We start from the raw sequence: 18,595 nt of genomic DNA on the forward strand, positions 1-18,595 counted from the left end.
CTTTCTTAATTAGTAATCGACATTACTTGGGTAGTCGTTAGCGGCATTCCAGAGTAGGTACTCGTAAACACCATGGTCACGGAGGGCTTGGATTTGCTCTTCGATTTCAACATTGGTGTACTCTTGGTAAGTCCCATTAGCTAAGTAACTAGCGGTAAAGGCCTGTAACCAAGGACGGGAATGGGCATGGTCGCCATCGATATTTTCTAAGCGGAGGTCTTCGACGTCCATATAATTATCAACGACCCCATAAGGTTCAAGGTCAGGTGCCGTGAAGCCAAAGTCACCATTACTCCAGTGACTCGGATAAATCATGGAAGAAACCACATCGACGGTATTGGCAATATCGGTAAAGTCTTGACCGATGCCTGGGGCTGAACTAATGGTGGTGACGTAACCGAAGATATCAGCTGAGACATCGACACCATAGGGACGGAGCTCTTTTTGAGCATAGGCTAAGAAGTCGGTGATGGCCTGGCAGCGGCCTTCGACACTATCTTTACCATAATGCGCATAATCCCCCATATCGTAAACCAGGCTGGTTCCAAAGTTTTCAAAACCTTCTGGGAAGCGGACATAGTCGAATTGGATATCCTTGAAGCCAAGTTCGGCAGCACCCTTAGCCACGTCGACCACATAGGCCCAAACGTCTTTGTTATAAGGGTTCAGGAAGGTTTGGCCACCGGCATCAGACCAGATTTCACCATTGGATTTCTTAAAGGACCAATCCGGGTAGGCTTGGGCAGCATAGGTATCCTTGAAGGTGGTGATGCGGGCAATCGGATAAATTTGCTTCTCTTCAAAGGTTTGCATCATTTCTTGACCATTAAAGGTAATTTCTTCGTTCTTCTTAACCAAGTCATTATCGGTTGGCAACTGGGTAGCGATTGAGCCCCAGTCAGACTTGACATCGATGACTACACTGTTCAAGCCAGTGGAATCAAGTAAGTTAATGTTACGCTCCAAAATACTTGGTGTCCCCATACCGTGGGCAGACAGGTAGATGCCACGAACCCCTTCTTTAGGGTAGGAAATGTTGACCTGACTGGCCTTGTAGAAGCGTTCGGGTTTAACACTAGGGACTCGGAGTAAGGCCTGGTTACCTTCATTGATTTGTAATTCTTGGTCGCTAACCTCCGCTTTTTCTGCCTTAGCGACTTGGTTAGTGTTATTGGTGGATGAAGACTGGGCTGCTTGATTTTGAAAGCGATCGCGGTTAAAGAAAACAATAATTAAGAGAACGGCTAATAAACACAATAAAGCAGCAGAAATCTGTAACCAACGTCTTCTATGGGGAGGACGACGATATTCTTGCTTAGACAAAGTCATAACCTCCTTTGTGAGTGTACGGGCTAGCTAGGGCTTGGTCTTTGTTTTGCACATCTTGCAAGGCTTGACGGCTCTTTTCTAGCTGACTTTCTAAATTCTTTAATTGGTTTTGCAAATTGACATGTTTTTCATTAAGGGCCGCCATGGTATCCTCAAAGGTGTCGATGGTGGCGTCCTTTTCGCCAATTTCTTGGTAATACTGGTCTTCTTCTTCTAAGAAGTTTTGATAGTCATTGAGGTATTGTTCCACTTGACTTGCGGTTTCATTAAGAGATTGACGCAAGCTTTCATCTTCCACTTTTTCACTGACTTGTTTTAGGGCAGTGAGCTCCTTGATGGCTTTTTGGGTGGCTTCTTCACGTAGTTTGAGGTTCTTCCCTGTTTGACTATTTTTGTCTCCTAAGCGACTCAATGAAGAGTCCTGGCTGATATCTGTTTCAAAGTGACTTTGCAGTTCAGATTCCTGAGCTTGAATCTGATTCAGTTGGCTAGTAATGGTTTCAATATTTTCTAGGGCCGACTGTTCGGCAGGCTGTTTGCCACAGGCGACCAGAGTAAAGACCATGACTAGCAATAGTCCCAATTTCTTTACCATATTTCTCATCCTTTTCTTATAAATAAAATAAAACTGTTTTCAGTATAACAAAAAAAGAAAGGCTTTCCTACTCATCTTCATTTTCCTTTTTACACCGAGTTTTAGCTCAATTTGCTCTTAACGAGTGCTCCATAGTCTTCGTGTCAATTCAAAAAGAAAGCTTAACATTTTGATAACATTGTCCTAGGCTATCGCCCTTGACCGCGCTTTGATTGTATAATAATAGGTAAGTTTAAGGGCTAAAAGAAAGAGGTTAGCATTCATGTCAAGAAAGAAACGTTTATTAGCTTATGCAGCAACGGTGGTTGCCAGTTTAGCGGGCTATGCTTATCATGCCCTTTACCAAGAAGATCGGAGCGTAAAGAGTCGGCTCCTAGAGGACTTCTACCGGCTCAAAGACCGGCTAAAAAATGCCGATGAGGCTGATTACCGCCACTTCCTAGAGGACCAGTTGAAGACTGCTCGACAGGGAGATTTAAACTATCCCAAGAAACATGGCATGAATATCTCACTCTCAAGCTATCAAAATGGGAAAGCCTATGTGCTCAGCCCAGAAAACTCTCGCCCAGATAAGCTAGTGGTTTATTTCCATGGGGGCCATCGGATTGAAGCAATTTCGCCTAAGGAGTGGCGGTTTTTGGAAAATTTTGCTGAAGATAATCAGCTGCGCCTATTAATCCCCTATATTGAACCCCTTTCCTACGCTTATTTTGATGAAGAAGTGGAGCGTTTAGAGGGCTTACTGGATGAAATTAGTCTGGATTATACCGATGAAGACCTCTATTTAATGGCTTCAGATACTGGTGCATTATTTGCCTTACCCATTGCAAGAGATAGCAGTAGTGATCTTATCCTTGAAGGGCTGATTTTACTTTCACCTTGGGTAACGACGAAACATAGCATCACTAGCAGTCAAGATGAGGAACAAAAAGATTACTTGATGACCTTTTCTGATTACCAAGCCATTGCCAGTCTTTGGCAAGCGAGTGAGGGACGGATTATTGCCCTAGACGCTGACCAGGCAGGGGCCTTACCCAAGGTCCATCTCTTTATGGGTAAGAAAGATGTCCAATATTTAGAAGTCTTAGCCTTTTACCGGAAATTAAAGCAAAAGGGACTGGCGGTCGATTTCTATGCTTTTGATTATTTGACCCATAACTTCCATTTCTTGGCTATTCCTGAGCAGGATGAAGTCATTGATTTAATCGCTAAAGTCGTCTTTCCTTAATACTTTTTTATAGTTATCTATTGGCTTTCTTGTTATAATAGTCAATAAAGATCAGAAAGGAAGATGTAAAAGTGTTTGGATTTCCTTTATTCTACATGTTTGATCCTACCATTATCTTGTTAATTATCGGTGCCATTATTGCCGGGATTGCCTCTTGGAATGTCAACCGAACTTTTGATAAATATAGCCGCTATACTAACCGCCGTGGCTTAACTGCTGACCAGGTGGCTCGGATGATGTTGGACCACAACCAAATTGGCCATGTGGGTGTGAGTTCGGTGCGGGGGAAATTAACGGACTACTACGATCCCCGTGATAAGACTCTTTATCTCTCGGACCAAGTTTCCCAAGAGAGCTCGATTTCAGCCATTGGTGTTGCTGCCCATGAGTGCGGCCATGCCCTACAGGATGCTGATAACTATGCCTTTATGCGGATCCGGGAAAAAATCGTTCCCGTGGTTAACTTCGGCTCCAGTCTGTCCATGCCTATCCTGTTACTCGGGGTCCTTTTTGGAATGAATCAAACCCTGATTAATATTGGGATTGCCTTGTTTTCCTTGGCCTTGTTATTTCAATTGGTGACTTTACCGGTTGAATTTGATGCTTCTAGACGGGCCATTCGTTGTCTCGACGAAATGAATATTCTGAGTCAGGAAGAATTACCCTATGCTAAGTCTACTTTAAGAGCGGCTGCTCTCACTTATGTAGCTGGGACAGTCTCTACCTTACTCTCCCTCCTACGGATTATTATTCTTTTCGGTGGCAGCCGGCGAGATTAAGCAGCAAGAAGACATTAGAAAATGCTCTTTCTAAGAATAATTTGATATTAAAAAAGCGTGACCAATTTTTTGGCCACGCTTTCTTTTTGGAAACGGTTTGATTAGTAAGCTTTTAAGTAACGCTCAACTTCCCATTGGGTGACTTGGGTTTCATATTCATCGTGCTCAATGGTTTTTGCTGTAATAAAGTTATTGGATAGATGACTACCGAGAGCATCGAGCACCACTTGGTCTTCTTTGAGGAAGTTAACCGCTTCTTTTAAGTTAGAAGGCAGTTGTTCGATATGAGACTCCCGTAACTCTTTTGAAGTCATGTTGTAAATGTTTCGATCAATGGGTTCAGGAACAGGGAGTTTGTTTTCAATCCCGTCTAAACCGGCATAGATGCAAGCTGCCATAACGAGGTATGGGTTAGCGGAAGGGTCTACTGACCGTAATTCAATCCGAGTCGAATTGCCACGGGCTGCAGGAATTCGAACTAATGGTGACCGGTTTTGGGCAGACCAGGCGATATAGACTGGGGCTTCATAACCAGGAGTTAGGCGTTTGTAGGAGTTAACGATTGGGTTCCCCAGAGCAGTGATGGCTTTGGCGTGTTTTAAGATCCCAGCAACAAATAGGTGGGCGGTTTCGGAAAGGCCGTCAGCACTGTTTTCATCGTAGAAGGTATTGCCGTTTTCATCAAAGAGGGACATGTTGCAGTGCATCCCTGAACCAGCGATACCGTATACAGGTTTAGGCATGAAGGTGGCATAGAGATTATGCTTGCGGGCGATTGACTTAACAATTAATTTGAAGATTTGGACCTTGTCACAAGCATCCACCACATCAGAATACTTAAAGTCAATTTCATGTTGGCCAGGGGCACATTCATGGTGACTGGCTTCCACTTCAAAGCCCATTTCTTCTAAGGTAAGGACGATATCGCGGCGGCAATTTTCACCGAGGTCAACGGGAGCCAGGTCAAAGTAACCCCCATGGTCATTAACTTCAGTCGTTGGTTCGTCACTGTCATTTAATTTAAAGAGGAAGAATTCTGCTTCTAAACCGAGGTTGAATTCCTTAAAGCCATCGTCATTTAGACGTTGGACACAGCGTTTCAGGTTACCGCGGGGGTCACCGATAAAGGGCGTGCCGTCTGTGGAATAAATATCACAGAGCAGTAAGCCGATTTTCTTATTGTCACCAGCGGTCCAAGGGAAGATTAACCAAGTATTTAAATCGGGAATTAAATACATGTCGGATTCCTCGATACGAACAAAACCGTCGATGGAAGAACCGTCAAACATCAGTTTATTATCCAAAACCTTATCTAATTGACTAATCGGCACTTCGACATTTTTTAGGGTGCCGTTGACATCGCTAAAGACGAGGCGGAGAAAGTGGACATTTTCTTTTTTGATATCGGAACGGATTTGCTCTTCGCTAATTTGTTTCATCTTTTTATAACTCCAATCTTCTTAACAGCTTAGTTAATCGATTTCTATGTAAGAAAATATAACACATGTAAAATAAGATCACAAGAAAAAATTATTCATAATTTCTAAAGTTTTTCTTATGTCAGAGCCTGCATTCAGCTATAGTATTATTAATAAGTAAAAATAATTAAAAAAGCTAATGCCTTTCCCTGGTATTTTGGTTAAAATAAGAAAAACATGCTTGATAGGATAGCAAGTGATTTACCTGTCTCCTAATGAGTTTGGGAGTAATGTTTGATTATTTAACCAAATAAAAAGAAAAGAGTGAGCGTTGAAATGGAATTAGAATCATTAATTAAAGCAGTGGCTTCCAAGGCACCTGCCCCAGGCGGTGGGGCAGTTTCCTGTGTCACTGGTAGTTTTGCGTGTGCCTTGGCAAGTATGGCGGCTAAGGTGACTTTGGACCGGACTGACTTTTCCAAGGATGCCAATACCGCGGCTAACTTATCTGACCTAGCCCATCAAATGGACCGAGATAGCGACAGCTTCTTACATTTTGCCCGCGAAGACGAAAAGGTCTCTGCCCGGCTCTTTGCGGCTTACAAGCAAAAAGCAAGTAGTGAGGATGAAAAACAAGCCCGCAGCGAACAAATCCAAGTGACCTTGATTCAAGCAACGCATTTACCTCTGCAAGTCATCGCCTTAGTGGTTGATGATTTGGCCCTACTAGAAAACGTCGCTCGCCTCGTTAAGCCAAGCATCTTAGCTGACGTTGAGGTGGCAAGGGACCACTTGTTGACTGCCTTTAAGGGCTCTAACCATAATGTAGAAAACAATTTGGCCTTAATTAAAGACCAGGCCAGCGCCCAATTTTTAGCTAAAAAACAAAGTGCTCTCTTAGACCGGATTGGAAATCTGGACCAAGCCCTCCTTAAAGCAATTGAAAAACGTAAGGGACAATAAGCTAGCTTGTTTGGCTAAATTTGGCGATTGAGAGCCACTGCATGTCTAGTAAAGTGTTAATGCTCGGACAAATTGTAAAAAAGAGTTTGCAAATAAAGAAAAAGTAGTGTACTATACTATGTGGAAAATTTGAATACCGAAGTGTTAGGCAGAGGCTCCTGTATAAACATAAGCTATCGCCCAAAAATGTCGAGAGACGCCAATGGGTAAAACAGAGATTGTCGAAATAAGGCTTTCTCCAGGTAGCTAAGAAATTTTTCTTTACGTTATACAGTGCTAAAACTCAGACGAAGCAACTCAATCAACTGAGCTTATTAATAATGGAGTCTCTACTTTCTTGGGTAGGGGCTCTTTTTATTTTGCCAAGGAAAAGATGGAGGTGATGGCTATGGAGGAAGAGCAAGAACAGATAGCGGAAAGTCGACAGCAAGGGAGTTTATTGCTTAACCTCTTGAGGCCATTACCAGGGTCTCTGATTAAGCTTTAGGCTCCCACAGAAAGGAGCATAATGATGAAAAAATTTGAAAACCAAGGCCGTTACCGGCAATTTGCTGCTTATTCAATAAGCGAACTTTTTAACTACTATAAAATTGATAAAAACGGCCTTAGCGATGATCAAGTCCAAGCCTTGCGAGAAGAATACGGGGAAAATGTGATCGATTATGGGGACAAAGCTTCCTTAATGGAAGAACTTGTCCAAGCCTATCTCACCCCTTTTACCCTAATTTTAATTGGTCTGGCTATCATTTCATTCTTTACTGACTATGTCTTTGCAGCGGCGGATAGTCGCGATTGCATTAGTTCAGTGATTATTCTGGTCCTGGTCTTTATTTCTGGGACCGTATCCTTTATCCAATCCAAGCAATCCAATGATGCGGCAGAACACTTGAAGGAAATGGTTAAAGTGACTGCCAATGTCAAACGCGCGGGCGATTTCAATGAAATCCCTACCGAAGAGATTGTGTGCGGGGACTTGGTTAAATTATCAGCAGGGGACCTTATTCCTGCTGACTTGCGGATTATTGAAAGTAAGGACCTCTTTGTTTCTCAAGCAGCCATGACTGGGGAATCCTATCCGGTAGAAAAAATGGCCCAAGCCACTGATCATGCTGAGACTGTGGTTGATGAGGCCAACCTGGCCTTTATGGGCTCGAACGTCATTAGCGGTAGTGCAGTCGGACTAGTGATTGCTGTCGGGGAGCAGACCCTCTTTGGTGATATCGCAAAAACCGTGACCACTGAAGAAGAAGTCACCAACTTTGACATCGGAATTAGTAAAATTTCTACTCTTTTAATGCGTTTTATGGGAGTGATGGTTCCGGTAGTCTTTCTGATTAATGGTATCCATATGAAGAATTGGCTGGATGCTTTGATCTTTGCGATTTCGGTTGCGGTCGGCTTGACTCCGGAAATGCTTCCGATGATCGTGACCACTAACCTGGTCAAGGGGTCACAAACCATGGCCAAGGGTGGGACCATTGTGAAGAATTTAAACGCCATTCAAAGCTTTGGCGCTATGGATGTCTTATGTACCGATAAAACCGGGACCCTGACCCAAGACAAAATTGTTTTAGAAATGCATTTGAACTGTGATGGCGATGAAGACAGTGGGGTCCTCCGCCATGCCTACTTGAATTCTTACTACCAAACCGGTTTGAAGAACTTGATGGACGTGGCCATTATCGAAGCCACCCACCGGGAACTGGACCTGGACCCTAACTACTACCACAAGGTCGATGAAATTCCATTTGATTTTGAACGGCGGCGGATGAGTGTCGTTGTCGAAGATAAGGTAGGGAAACGGCAACTAATTACCAAAGGGGCGGTGGAAGAAATGCTAGCCATTTCCTCCCTGGTCCTCAAACAAGGCCAAGCCATTCCTTTAACGGATGACCTCCGGCGAGAAATCCGCCAACAGGTCAAAGATCTCAATGAAGACGGTCTAAGGGTCATCGGCATTGCTCAAAAAACCAACCCACCAGCAGTGGATGCTTTTAGCATCGAAGATGAGTCGGATATGCTTTTGATTGGCTACCTAGCCTTCCTTGACCCACCTAAGGAATCCACCCAACCGGCCCTCAAGGCACTGGCTGACCACCAAGTGGATGTGAAGGTCCTAACGGGTGATAATGAAGAAGTTACCCGGTCGGTGTGTCGTCAAGTAGGAATTTCGGCAGATAGTATCATTAATGGGATCGACCTGGAAGCCATGGACGAGGAAGCCTTAGCCCAAGCGGTGGAAGACTACCAAGTCTTCGTCAAAATTTCTCCTCAACAAAAGGCCCAAATTACCCAAATTCTCCAAGATAACGGCCATGTGGTTGGTTTTATGGGTGACGGGATTAATGATGCCGCTGCCTTAACGACTTCTGATGTGGGCATTTCTGTTGATACTGCAGTCGATATTGCCAAGGAATCAGCCGATATCATTCTTTTAGAAAAAGATTTGATGATTTTAGAAAAGGGCGTCGTTTCTGGTCGGGAAATATTTGGAAATATTATGAAATATATTAATATTACGACTTCATCAAATTTTGGGAATACTTTTTCCATCTTGATGGCTTCCTTATTCTTACCTTTCTTGCCCATGATGCCGACCCAACTGTTAGTCTTGAACCTGATCTATGACATTGCCTGCATTTCCATTCCTTGGGACCGCATGGATGCCTCCTACTTGAAGCAACCTAAGAACTGGGACGCTTCGCATGTGAAGAATTTTATGATTTACTTTGGGCCAATTTCTTCCATTTTTGATGTGCTTTCCTTTGTGGCGCTTTATCATTGGATTATTCCTCAAGTCCTAAACGGATCTTATTGGACCTTATCGACGGGACAACAAGCTATTTTTGAAGCCTTGTTCCATTCAGGTTGGTTCGTGGTTTCCTTATGGTCACAAACCCTGGTTCTTCATATGCTAAGAACGGAAAAACTACCCTTTATTCAAAGCCGGCCATCCTTTATCTTTACCACGATCACGACCATTGGGATTATCTTTGGTAGTTTACTGCCTCGGACCAAGTTAGGCTTCTATCTAGGTTTAGCTCCCTTACCCGGATCTTTCTGGCTCTTACTGGTGGCTATTGTGATTTCTTACTTGGTCCTAGTGACCTTGGTCAAACATTTCTATGTTAAACATTATGGCAAGTTACTCTAAGTTTACCGGGACTTGGATTTGACAATTAGGGTGAAATTACCTATACTGATGAGGAATATTAAGCAAGACAAGCCCAGTAGTGATTAACAGTTGCCTGGATAGCGAGCTAGTGGTTGGTGGAAACTAGTACCTGTTAATGATGAATTACACTTGTTAGAGGAATTGCTAGGTGGCGCTACCTTATCGCGCGAGAGTGGCTTTTTTAAGCAACTTGGGTGGTACCACGGTAACAATCGTCCCTGTCTAATTGGCAGGGACTTTTTTTATTGCTTAATAAGAGAATTGACAGAACTTTAAACAGACTAAAATGAGACAAGAAGGAGTAGTTCCATGAATATTATTGATGAATTAGAATGGCGTGGCGCAATTAACCAGCAAACCGATGAAGCAGGTTTAAAAGACTATGTTGAAAACCATTCGATCAGCCTCTATTGTGGGGTTGACCCTACTGGGGATTCCTTGCATATTGGCCACTTGATCCCTTTTATCATGTTAAAACGTTTCCAATTACAAGGCCATCGTCCGGTGATATTAATTGGAGGAGCGACTGGTTCGATTGGTGACCCATCTGGTCGGAGTGAAGAACGGCAACTACAATCCATGGAGGCTGTTAATGAAAATGCCCGTAAGCTGACTGCTCAAATGGAAAAACTCTTCCTCAAGGATCCTAACGCCCAATTCCGCTTAGTCAATAACTATGCTTGGACCAAGGACTTGTCCTTACTAGACTTCTTGCGTGACTATGGGAAATTATTTAATATCAATACCATGTTGGCTAAGGATGTGGTGGCGTCGCGTCTTGAACACGGGATTTCCTTTACTGAATTTACCTATCAAATCCTTCAATCCATGGACTTCTTACACTTATACCGGGAAGAAGATGTCCGTTTACAAATTGGTGGGGCCGACCAATGGGGCAATATTACCAGCGGTTTAGACTTAATTCGTAAGGTAGAAGGCCCTGAAGCTAAGGCCTTCGGTTTAACCATCCCCCTCATGTTGAAGGCAGATGGCACGAAATTTGGTAAAACCGCTGGTGGGGCAGTTTGGTTAGACCCAGAAAAGACCTCCCCTTATGAGTTCTACCAATTTTGGGTTAACCAAGATGATGCTGATGTGGTTAAATACTTGAAATACTTCACCTTCCTGTCAAAAGAAGAGATTGCTGAATTAGCCGAAAAAGTCGCCACTGAACCTCATAAACGGGAGGCTCAAAAGACTTTAGCCAAGGAAATGACCCTCTTTGTTCATGGGGAGGAAGGTTTAGCCGATGCTTTAAGCATTACTGAAGCCCTCTTTTCAGGAGACATTAAGAATCTCAGTGCCAAGCAAATTGAACAGGGCTTTAATAATATGCCTGGAGGCCAAGTGCCTAGAGAGACGGCTAACTTAGCAGTATGGCTAGTGGATAACGGAGTAGAGAGCTCACGCCGCCAATCCCGTGAAGACATTAAAAATGGGGCCATCTATATTAATGGTGAGCGGATCCAAGATATTGATTATGAGATTTCACCTGCTGATGCCATCGAAGATAAATACATTGTCGTGCGTCGGGGTAAGAAGAAATATTTCTTAATGACTTTTGCCGATTAAGAAGTCCCTATACAAAAACTTGCTCATACTAGCATAAACTATCCGTTCTAAAGGCGACCCGCTTTATGCTATACTGATTTAGAAATAATTAAAGGAGGCACTCATTCGTGACTAATACTAAAGAACCTTTTTATGTAACCACCCCGATTTACTATCCTAGTGGCCAACTACATATTGGTAATTCCTACTCAACCATTGCTGCTGATACCATTGCCCGTTATAAACGCCTAATGGGCCATGAAGTCTTCTTCCTTACTGGGGCTGACGAACATGGCTTGAAGATTCAACAAAAGGCTGAAGAAGAAGGAATTTCTCCCAAAGCCTATGTCGACCGGATGGCTGAGGGCATGCAAAAGTTGTGGAAGAGCTTAGATATCTCTAATGATAAATTTATCCGCACGACCGATGACTACCATGTCAAAGCTGTCCAAGACATTTTTGAACAACTCTTAGACCAAGGGGACATTTACCTGGGAGAATATGAGGGTTGGTATTCGGTTTCTGATGAAGAATACTTTACCGAAACCCAATTAGCGGAAGTCTACCGTGATGACGATGGCAAGGTCATTGGTGGGAAGGCACCTTCTGGCCACGAGGTTGAACTGGTTAAAGAGGAGTCCTACTTCTTTAAGATGTCTAAGTATGCTGATCGCCTCTTACAATACTATGAAGACCATCCTGACTTTATTCAACCCGAATCCCGTAAGAAGGAAATGATTAATAACTTCATTAAACCTGGCTTGGAAGATTTAGCTGTGACCCGGACTTCTTTCTCTTGGGGGATTCCGGTCCGTTCTAATCCTAAACACGTGATTTATGTCTGGATCGATGCTCTGGCCAACTATATTACCGCCTTAGGCTATGGTTCAGAGGATGACTCCCGCTACCAAAAATTCTGGCCTGCCAATGTCCATTTAGTGGGTAAGGAAATTGTTCGTTTCCATACCATCTATTGGCCAATTATGTTAATGGCTCTTGACCTGCCCCTACCAAAACAAGTCTTTGGTCACGGCTGGTTATTGATGCAAGACGGCAAGATGTCTAAGTCTAAGGGCAATGTGGTTTACCCTGAAATGCTGATTGACCGTTACGGACTCGATGCCTTACGCTACTACTTGATGCGGGAAGTGCAATTTGGTTCGGATGGGGTATTTACTCCTGACAATTTTGTCAACCGAATCAATTTTGACTTGGCCAATGACTTGGGGAACTTATTGAACCGGACCATTTCCATGTTGAATAAGTATCAAGAGGGACGCGCTGGTGCTTATCCTGGCCAAGTGACTGACTATGATGCTGACTTGGAAGCCGTTATCGAAGACAATGTCAGAGCCTACTTTGGTAATATGGATAACTTCCACTTCTCCTTAGCCCTAGATAATACATGGAAGATTATTTCGCGGGCCAATAAGTATATTGACGAAACCATGCCTTGGGTACTTGCTAAAGATGACAGTAAGCAAGCGGAATTACAATCCGTTCTTTATCACTTAGTCGATGCGCTGCGGATTATTGCTATTCTGATCCAACCAGTCATGACCCAAACCCCTAAGTTGATCTTTGAACAGTTGGGGATTTCTGATAGTGACCATTCCTTCGCTTCCTTAGAAATTGGTCTCTACCCAGCAGCTACCCAAGTGATTGCTAAAGGAGAGCCCATCTTCCCACGTTTAGATAAGGAAGAAGAGGTTGACTATATCCGCTCACAAATGTCTACTCCAGCAGCTGATGATGAAGACTGGGATCCTGAGGAAACCGAATTAGTTAACGCTAAGGATAAGACCATTAAATTCGAAAAATTTGATGATGTTGAACTTAAGGTGGCTGAAGTCAAAGACTGTGACTTTGTTGAAGGGGCTGACAAGCTCTTGAAATTCCGCCTAGATGCCGGAGACCAACAAGACCGGCAAATTCTATCTGGAATTCGTGAGTTCTACCCAGAACCCAAAGACCTCATTGGTAAGAAGGTCATTATTGTAGCTAATTTAAAAGCCCGTAAAATGAAAGGGGAAGTCTCCCAAGGGATGATTCTTTCTGCAGAAGATGGCGACGATTTGCGCTTGATTTTTGTTGATGAATCCTTGCCAAATGGGAGCCTCTTGGGCTAATGAGAGTGTGACAAAAGTCGAAAGAGCCCTGAACCACTGGAACAAACTATGGAAGATAGGCGAAAGCCTATCGCACATAGTTCGTGAAGTGGACGTCAGGGCTGACTTTTGGAACACATTTTTTTTAATTAGAATGTTCGCATTAAAAAGTTGGGACTTTTGTCCTGATCTCTTTTCCATGAAAACTAAGAGAGGTCTGGATAAACAATCGCTGAGGAAGATTGCTATTCAGCCTTCTCATTGACAAGAGAGGAGTTTAATCATGCTCTTTGATACACATACTCACTTTAATACGGCTGATTTTGATGAAGACCGGGACCAAGCCATTAACCGCGCCCGTCAAGCTGGCGTCTCAGGCATGGGAATTGTTGGTTTTGACCAAGATAGTATAGAACGGGGTCTTCCCCTAGTCGCCGAACACCCAGATATGGTCGGTATTTATGGCTGGCACCCCACTGAGGCAGGCAAGTATAATCAAGACATTGAAAACTTACTCCTGTCTGCCCTGGATACTGACAAGGCAGTTGGGGTAGGGGAAATGGGACTTGACTTCTACTGGGATGAAGATCCCCTGGATGTTCAAGAAAAAGTTTTCCGTCGTCAAATTGCCATAGCTAGAGAAGCCCACTTGCCGGTGATTATCCATAACCGCGATGCTTCGGAGGATGTCTACCGGATTCTCAAAGATGAAAAAATTTGGGAAGTTGGTGGGATCATGCATACCTTCGGAGAAAGTCGGGAGGATGCTAAGCGCTTCTTAGACTTAGGCATGCACTTGTCCTTTTCTGGAGTGATGACCTTCAAGAAAACCAAGGTAGTCCGCCAAGTGGCAGCAGAATGTCCCGAAGACCGTATCTTGATTGAAACCGACTCTCCATACCTGACCCCAGAGCCTAAACGGGGTCACCGGAATGAGTCCGCTAATATCTCCTTTGTCAACAATCGCTTGGCTGATCTCAGACAAACTTCTTATGAAGCCATGGCTAAGATTACCTATGACAATGCCTGTCGCTTATTTGGCATTGAATGGACGGAAGCTGGTTGGAAAAAGCTTTAATGAAGAAAAGATTAAAAGAGGTTATTGTCGTTGAAGGCAGGGACGATAGCCAACGCTTAAAACAGTTCTACCAAGTCAAAACTATCGAAACCAATGGCTCAGCCATCAACCAAGAAACCATGGACAAAATTAAGCAGGCCCAGGACTTATATGGGGTCATTGTCTTTACTGACCCAGATGTTTCTGGGGAAAAAATCCGTCGTACCATCATGCGGGATGTTCCCGAGGTCCAACATGCCTTTTTGGAAAGGCGGGATGCCAAGCCCAAGCACAAGGGCAGCTTGGGAGTGGAACACGCCTCTTTTGCGGCTATCGACCAGGCCTTGAGTGCCGTCTATACGGTAACCACTAGTGGTGAAAGTCAACCGCCCTTTACTGCATCTGAACTGATGGCACTGGGTCTCTTAGGAGGGGAAGATGCAGCGGCTAGACGAGACTACCTGACCAAACGTTTGAAAATCGGCCATAGTAATGGCAAGCAATTAGCCAAACGTCTGGCCCTATTTCAAATTTCTCAAGCAGCCGTTTTGGAAGTCGTCGCAGAATATAATCAAAAAAGAGAAGAAGGAGAACAGCTATGACTAAATCCTGGATTGCTACCCCTAGCCGGACCAATGCCATTTTGAACCGTTATCAGCTCGATGCCAAAAAGAGTTTGGGACAAAACTTCCTCATGGAACCCCAAATCCTGGAAAAAATGGTGGAAGCAGCAGCTATCGACCGAGATACTGATGTCATTGAAATTGGCCCGGGGATTGGCGCCCTAACTGAATTTCTCTGTGAAGGTGCTGGCCGGGTCTTAGCTTTTGAAGTTGATGATCGGCTCTTACCGGTCTTAGAAGCGGAACTGGGCCACTATGATAATTTAACCGTCCTCCACCAAGATATTTTGGAGGCTGATTTAAAGGCTAGCGTGTCCCAGTATTTTCCTGATTCCAAACGCCTAGCGGTGGTGGCTAATCTTCCTTACTATATCACCACCCCGATTATCTTTCACTTCTTGGAAAGTGATTTAGAGGTCTCTGACTTTGCCCTGATGATGCAGTATGAGGTCGCCGAACGTCTGACGGCTCAGGCGGGAACCAAGGCCTATAGTGCCTTAACCATTGTCTTAGATTATTACTGCCAGAGTGAAATAGCTGTCAAAGTGCCAAAGACCGTCTTTAAACCCCGGCCCAAGGTTGATTCCGCTGTCCTTCACCTGAAGCGGCGGCAAGCTCCCCCAGTCAAGCCGCAAAATGAGGCCTTGTTCTTTAAGCTTGTCAAGGGGGCCTTCGCTCACCGGCGCAAGACCTTGTGGAATAACTTAAAAAGTCTCTTTGCCGGCCAATTTCAAGAGCCAGCTGATTTACAAGCAGCCATTGAAGCCGCGGGAATTAATCCCAAGGTCCGGGCTGAACAATTGACCATTGAAGATTTCTCTCACTTGAGTGATGCTTTGAATGAGGCTGGTTTTAAATAAATGCTCTAAGAGAGAGTGTAACAGTCACATCAAAGAACGAAATCGCTGGAGGAAAATCCCATAAGCACAGCTATAAGGATGTGAGGAAGGATCAGGGAGGGAGATTCCTTGGAAGAAAAGATGATAAGATCAGCTATAAGGATGTGAGGGCGCCGTGAAAGGCTTGAATCACTGGAGAAAAATACCATAAGCACAGGAAACTGTGCGTTGGCATTTTTTGAAGTGACTTCAAGACTGGCGTACGAACTCAACTCGCTGGTCGTTCAACTTTTCTGAAAGGACATCCCCTCACCCTTCCGAACTCAACTAGAACTGTGCGTTGGAATTTTCTGAAGCGGACGGTCGTTTTGTGACTGGAACACATTTTGATTAGCTAGTTCGTGTTTTAATAAGTGGCTAGGACATTTGTTCCGGCCTCTTTTTTATTTAACTGAATCGGAAGTAATCCCATCAGCCCAGCGAAGATAATCTTTATTTAATGTAATGACCATGATAAAATGTATAACAATTAAAACTGAAAAGTTATAGAGTAGGAAAGAGATGGTAATTTGGCCAAAGTATTAGAAGTTAGCCATTTAAATAAGCTTTTCCATAATAAAAAGGAAAGCTTCCTGGCCGTCAAAGATGTGTCTTTGACCATTGATGAAGGCGAGATTCTCTCGATTATTGGCCCTAATGGGGCAGGGAAGACAACTCTCTTATCCATGTTGGGTGGCTATCTATTGCCCAGTTCAGGCTCGGTTCTTGTCAACGGGGTTGATGTCTTAGCTAATCCCCACCATGGTTTGATTGGGGTCTCCTTTGGGGGTGATTTAGGCTTTTACGATAAGGTCTCAGCCCAAGATAACTTGTCCTTCTTTGCTGATTTGGCCAATATCCCTACTAGAGACCGTCAGTCTGAAGTCGACCGCGTTCTAGACATCGTTAAACTGACCGATCAAAAAAATAAGACGGTGGAACACTATTCTAAGGGGATGAAGCAACGCCTCCATATCGCCCGGGCCTTATTGGGCAAACCTGCCTTACTTTTACTCGATGAACCGACTAATGGAATTGATGTGGAAATTTCGCAAGACATCCATCAAACCATTAGGAATTTGGCTAGTCAAGAAGGCTTAGCGGTCCTATTGACCAGCCATATGATGGGCGAAGTGGAGAGCTTAGCTAAGCGCATTATTCTTTTAGGTAGGGGCGAGATCCAGTACCAGGGCAGTGTCAAAGACATCGTCAAATTGTCGGGAGTAGAACATATTGACCGACCAGCTACCCTGGAAGAATCCTATCTGGCCTTAGCGCCGCGATTGAGGTGATGACATGGGTCGCTTTTTACGCCTGTATGGTTTTCACTTAAAAGTCTATATGAAAAATTCTTATTTCTTCTGGCTGCCTATTACTAGCACCCTGACTTTCTTCTGCTTGCAGTATATTGCCCTTTATGCTTCTGGGAACTCTAGTGACCCTGACTTGTGGCTGAGGAGTGGGGTTTTTGGCCTCTGGACTTCGGCCACTACAGCGACAGGTTCGATTGGCTACCAGCGTCACTTGGGGACCTTGCCTTATTTAATTAACACCCAAGTGGGGGATGCCTATTCCTTATTAAGCTTATTACTGCCAGCTGCCTCCTTTGGTTTACTGAGTTTTCCCTTGGCTTATCTTTTAGCCCTTGTTTTTAATACGGGCATCCAAGCCTTTACTCTGTCCATGCTAGTTCAGGTGCTGATGCTCTTTTTAGGCGCTGTCGTAATGGATTTATTCATTGCTGGCTTTTTTGTATTAACCCCTAATGCAATTATTTATGAAGAATTACTTCACTTACTCGTCATGCTGCTTTCTGGCTTGCTGGGGACTTTTGCCCTGGCCAGTCATTGGATCAGCTGGATCCAGTGGTTTATTCCGATCATCTATCCGATTCAAAGCCTTTTAGGGCGGGGGAACCACTTATCCTTAGTGGCCTATGTTTTTTCTTTAGTCTTGTGGTTGGTCCTGGCAGTCACTTTAGGCGCTTATCTCTTAAGGTCAGCTCGTAAGCAAGGTTTAGGGAGGCGATTTTAATGCGGATTCAAATGAAGTCCTTACCCTTTTTACAGAATAAGAAATTGATCCTTATCCATTTTGTGATCCTACCGATTATTCAGCTCCTAGTTATTCTCCTCCTCAACCAACAGTATGCTAAGGCGCTTAACCCCCAAGTGGCCATGGCTTCGGTTTATTTGTCGGCCAATAGCTTCTGCTTGTCGACCATGGCCTATCTTTTAGTGGTGGATTATTTAAGCCAAATTTTTAGGGAAGTCCTGGTCCATAAGCCCTGGTCTTTAAGCTATTGGGGGATAAAGATTGCCACAGCTTTCTGCTTAAGTCTGATCATGTTTTTAATTAATGGTGGCCTCTTATTGATGATTGGTGTGGATAGCTTATATTTTTGGCGCTGCTTAGCCGCTTTACCGCTTTCCTTATTATTTAGTGCAGGATTAGGGATCGCCGGTTATTTATTAAGCGTCCAACGCGATAATATCTATCTCTTTACCAACCTCTTTACCGCCATCCTACCGCTTATGGCTGGTGTGGTTGCCCCTATTTCTGCCTACCCACCTATCTTTAAGGAGGCTAGCTATGTCTTCCCTTATGGTCAAGTGGTTGAAGGGATTTACCAGGGGGAGATCACTGCTTTATTAATTTTAGCGTACATCGCTATCATTTTTGTTTTTAATTATTTCTGCTTAAAGGGGCTAAAAAAACAGCTAATGGCAAGTTAGTAATATGATGAAGTCGCCCTCCAAGTGATTGGATCTTAGCTGGTGTTTTGGGGAGAAAATCGTCCTTATAAATCCTTTTAGAAAATGCTTTAGAGGTCTTGACAATGAAGCTTTTATTGTGCTATTGTAAAAAGATTGACTTTGTGTTATAATTGG

The 18,595-nt window shown here is 43.9% G+C and carries 14 protein-coding genes, 1 pseudogene and 1 riboswitch; of the genes and pseudogenes, 12 read left to right on the forward strand and 3 right to left on the reverse strand.

Features of this window, described 5'->3' with window-relative positions:
- Window positions 1–9 precede the first annotated feature (9 nt).
- On the reverse strand, window positions 10–1,323 hold the full coding sequence (locus DBT50_RS01695) for a putative glycoside hydrolase (RefSeq protein ID WP_111851932.1): 1,314 nt from the start codon (window positions 1,321–1,323) through the stop codon (window positions 10–12).
- Entirely contained in the window at window positions 1,316–1,924 is a 609-nt protein-coding gene (locus DBT50_RS01700; RefSeq protein ID WP_111851902.1) for a YkyA family protein, read from the reverse strand. Before DBT50_RS01700 ends, DBT50_RS01695 begins: the two co-directional genes overlap by 8 nt.
- A 262-nt stretch (window positions 1,925–2,186) precedes the next feature.
- On the opposite strand from DBT50_RS01700, the gene DBT50_RS01705 reads away from it, so the two are divergent.
- Both DBT50_RS01705 and DBT50_RS01710 read left to right on the forward strand, forming a co-directional pair.
- The gene (locus DBT50_RS01705) at window positions 2,187–3,152 is read left to right on the forward strand and encodes an alpha/beta hydrolase fold domain-containing protein (protein WP_111851900.1); all 966 of its coding nucleotides are present in this window, start codon (window positions 2,187–2,189) and stop codon (window positions 3,150–3,152) included.
- 71 nt (window positions 3,153–3,223) lie between these two features.
- Window positions 3,224–3,931 (forward strand): zinc metallopeptidase, encoded by a 708-nt coding sequence (locus tag DBT50_RS01710; RefSeq protein WP_111851898.1) that lies wholly within the window; start codon window positions 3,224–3,226, stop codon window positions 3,929–3,931.
- A gap of 101 nt (window positions 3,932–4,032) precedes the next feature.
- On the opposite strand, the gene glnA is transcribed toward DBT50_RS01710, so the two are convergent.
- Window positions 4,033–5,370 (reverse strand): type I glutamate--ammonia ligase, encoded by a 1,338-nt coding sequence (gene glnA / locus DBT50_RS01715; protein WP_013669162.1) that lies wholly within the window; start codon window positions 5,368–5,370, stop codon window positions 4,033–4,035.
- A gap of 315 nt (window positions 5,371–5,685) precedes the next feature.
- Here glnA and DBT50_RS01720 point away from each other — a divergent pair, with 315 nt between their 5' ends.
- The 10 genes and pseudogenes from DBT50_RS01720 (at window position 5,686) to DBT50_RS01765 (ending at window position 18,439) form a co-directional block, all read left to right on the forward strand.
- Window positions 5,686–6,312, forward strand: a complete 627-nt coding sequence (locus tag DBT50_RS01720; RefSeq protein WP_111851896.1) for a cyclodeaminase/cyclohydrolase family protein — start codon at window positions 5,686–5,688, stop codon at window positions 6,310–6,312.
- A 133-nt stretch (window positions 6,313–6,445) separates the two neighbouring features.
- Window positions 6,446–6,614, forward strand: a riboswitch (M-box (ykoK) riboswitch).
- 206 nt (window positions 6,615–6,820) lie between these two features.
- A complete protein-coding gene (gene mgtA, locus DBT50_RS01725; RefSeq protein WP_390624492.1) occupies window positions 6,821–9,466 on the forward strand; it encodes a magnesium-translocating P-type ATPase in 2,646 nt (881 codons plus the stop codon).
- A gap of 330 nt (window positions 9,467–9,796) precedes the next feature.
- Window positions 9,797–11,059, forward strand: a complete 1,263-nt coding sequence (tyrS, locus tag DBT50_RS01730) for a tyrosine--tRNA ligase (protein WP_111851891.1) — start codon at window positions 9,797–9,799, stop codon at window positions 11,057–11,059.
- Between the two features lie 107 nt (window positions 11,060–11,166).
- Window positions 11,167–13,167: a methionine--tRNA ligase gene (metG, locus tag DBT50_RS01735; RefSeq protein WP_111851888.1), complete on the forward strand. Its 2,001-nt coding sequence runs from the start codon at window positions 11,167–11,169 to the stop codon at window positions 13,165–13,167.
- A 262-nt stretch (window positions 13,168–13,429) separates the two neighbouring features.
- Entirely contained in the window at window positions 13,430–14,224 is a 795-nt protein-coding gene (locus tag DBT50_RS01740; RefSeq protein ID WP_111851884.1) for a TatD family hydrolase, read from the forward strand.
- Entirely contained in the window at window positions 14,224–14,805 is a 582-nt protein-coding gene (gene rnmV / locus DBT50_RS01745; protein WP_111851931.1) for a ribonuclease M5, read from the forward strand. Before DBT50_RS01740 ends, rnmV begins: the two co-directional genes overlap by 1 nt.
- Window positions 14,802–15,686: a 16S rRNA (adenine(1518)-N(6)/adenine(1519)-N(6))-dimethyltransferase RsmA gene (gene rsmA / locus DBT50_RS01750; RefSeq protein WP_111851883.1), complete on the forward strand. Its 885-nt coding sequence runs from the start codon at window positions 14,802–14,804 to the stop codon at window positions 15,684–15,686. Before rnmV ends, rsmA begins: the two co-directional genes overlap by 4 nt.
- A gap of 629 nt (window positions 15,687–16,315) precedes the next feature.
- Window positions 16,316–16,996 (forward strand): annotated as a pseudogene (locus DBT50_RS01755) (ABC transporter ATP-binding protein); the annotation flags it as partial.
- A 4-nt stretch (window positions 16,997–17,000) separates the two neighbouring features.
- On the forward strand, window positions 17,001–17,738 hold the full coding sequence (locus DBT50_RS01760) for a multidrug ABC transporter permease (RefSeq protein WP_111853072.1): 738 nt from the start codon (window positions 17,001–17,003) through the stop codon (window positions 17,736–17,738).
- Complete coding sequence (locus DBT50_RS01765) at window positions 17,738–18,439, forward strand: ABC transporter permease (RefSeq protein WP_111851877.1); 702 nt, start codon at window positions 17,738–17,740, stop codon at window positions 18,437–18,439. Before DBT50_RS01760 ends, DBT50_RS01765 begins: the two co-directional genes overlap by 1 nt.
- Window positions 18,440–18,595: the final 156 nt, after the last annotated feature.

This window comes from Aerococcus tenax (genome assembly GCF_003286645.3).
Lineage (GTDB): Bacteria > Bacillota > Bacilli > Lactobacillales > Aerococcaceae > Aerococcus > Aerococcus tenax.

Excerpts from the sequence above, each read along its gene's own strand:
- DBT50_RS01700 (WP_111851902.1), bottom strand. The coding sequence starts at position 1,924 with ATGGTAAAGAAATTGGGACTATTGCTAGTCATGGTCTTTACTCTGGTC.
- DBT50_RS01705 (WP_111851900.1), top strand. The coding sequence starts at position 2,187 with ATGTCAAGAAAGAAACGTTTATTAGCTTATGCAGCAACGGTGGTTGCC.
- glnA (WP_013669162.1), bottom strand. The coding sequence starts at position 5,370 with ATGAAACAAATTAGCGAAGAGCAAATCCGTTCCGATATCAAAAAAGAA.
- DBT50_RS01720 (WP_111851896.1), top strand. The coding sequence starts at position 5,686 with ATGGAATTAGAATCATTAATTAAAGCAGTGGCTTCCAAGGCACCTGCC.
- mgtA (WP_390624492.1), top strand. The coding sequence starts at position 6,821 with ATGATGAAAAAATTTGAAAACCAAGGCCGTTACCGGCAATTTGCTGCT.
- tyrS (WP_111851891.1), top strand. The coding sequence starts at position 9,797 with ATGAATATTATTGATGAATTAGAATGGCGTGGCGCAATTAACCAGCAA.
- DBT50_RS01740 (WP_111851884.1), top strand. The coding sequence starts at position 13,430 with ATGCTCTTTGATACACATACTCACTTTAATACGGCTGATTTTGATGAA.
- rnmV (WP_111851931.1), top strand. The coding sequence starts at position 14,224 with ATGAAGAAAAGATTAAAAGAGGTTATTGTCGTTGAAGGCAGGGACGAT.
- rsmA (WP_111851883.1), top strand. The coding sequence starts at position 14,802 with ATGACTAAATCCTGGATTGCTACCCCTAGCCGGACCAATGCCATTTTG.
- DBT50_RS01760 (WP_111853072.1), top strand. The coding sequence starts at position 17,001 with ATGGGTCGCTTTTTACGCCTGTATGGTTTTCACTTAAAAGTCTATATG.
- DBT50_RS01765 (WP_111851877.1), top strand. The coding sequence starts at position 17,738 with ATGCGGATTCAAATGAAGTCCTTACCCTTTTTACAGAATAAGAAATTG.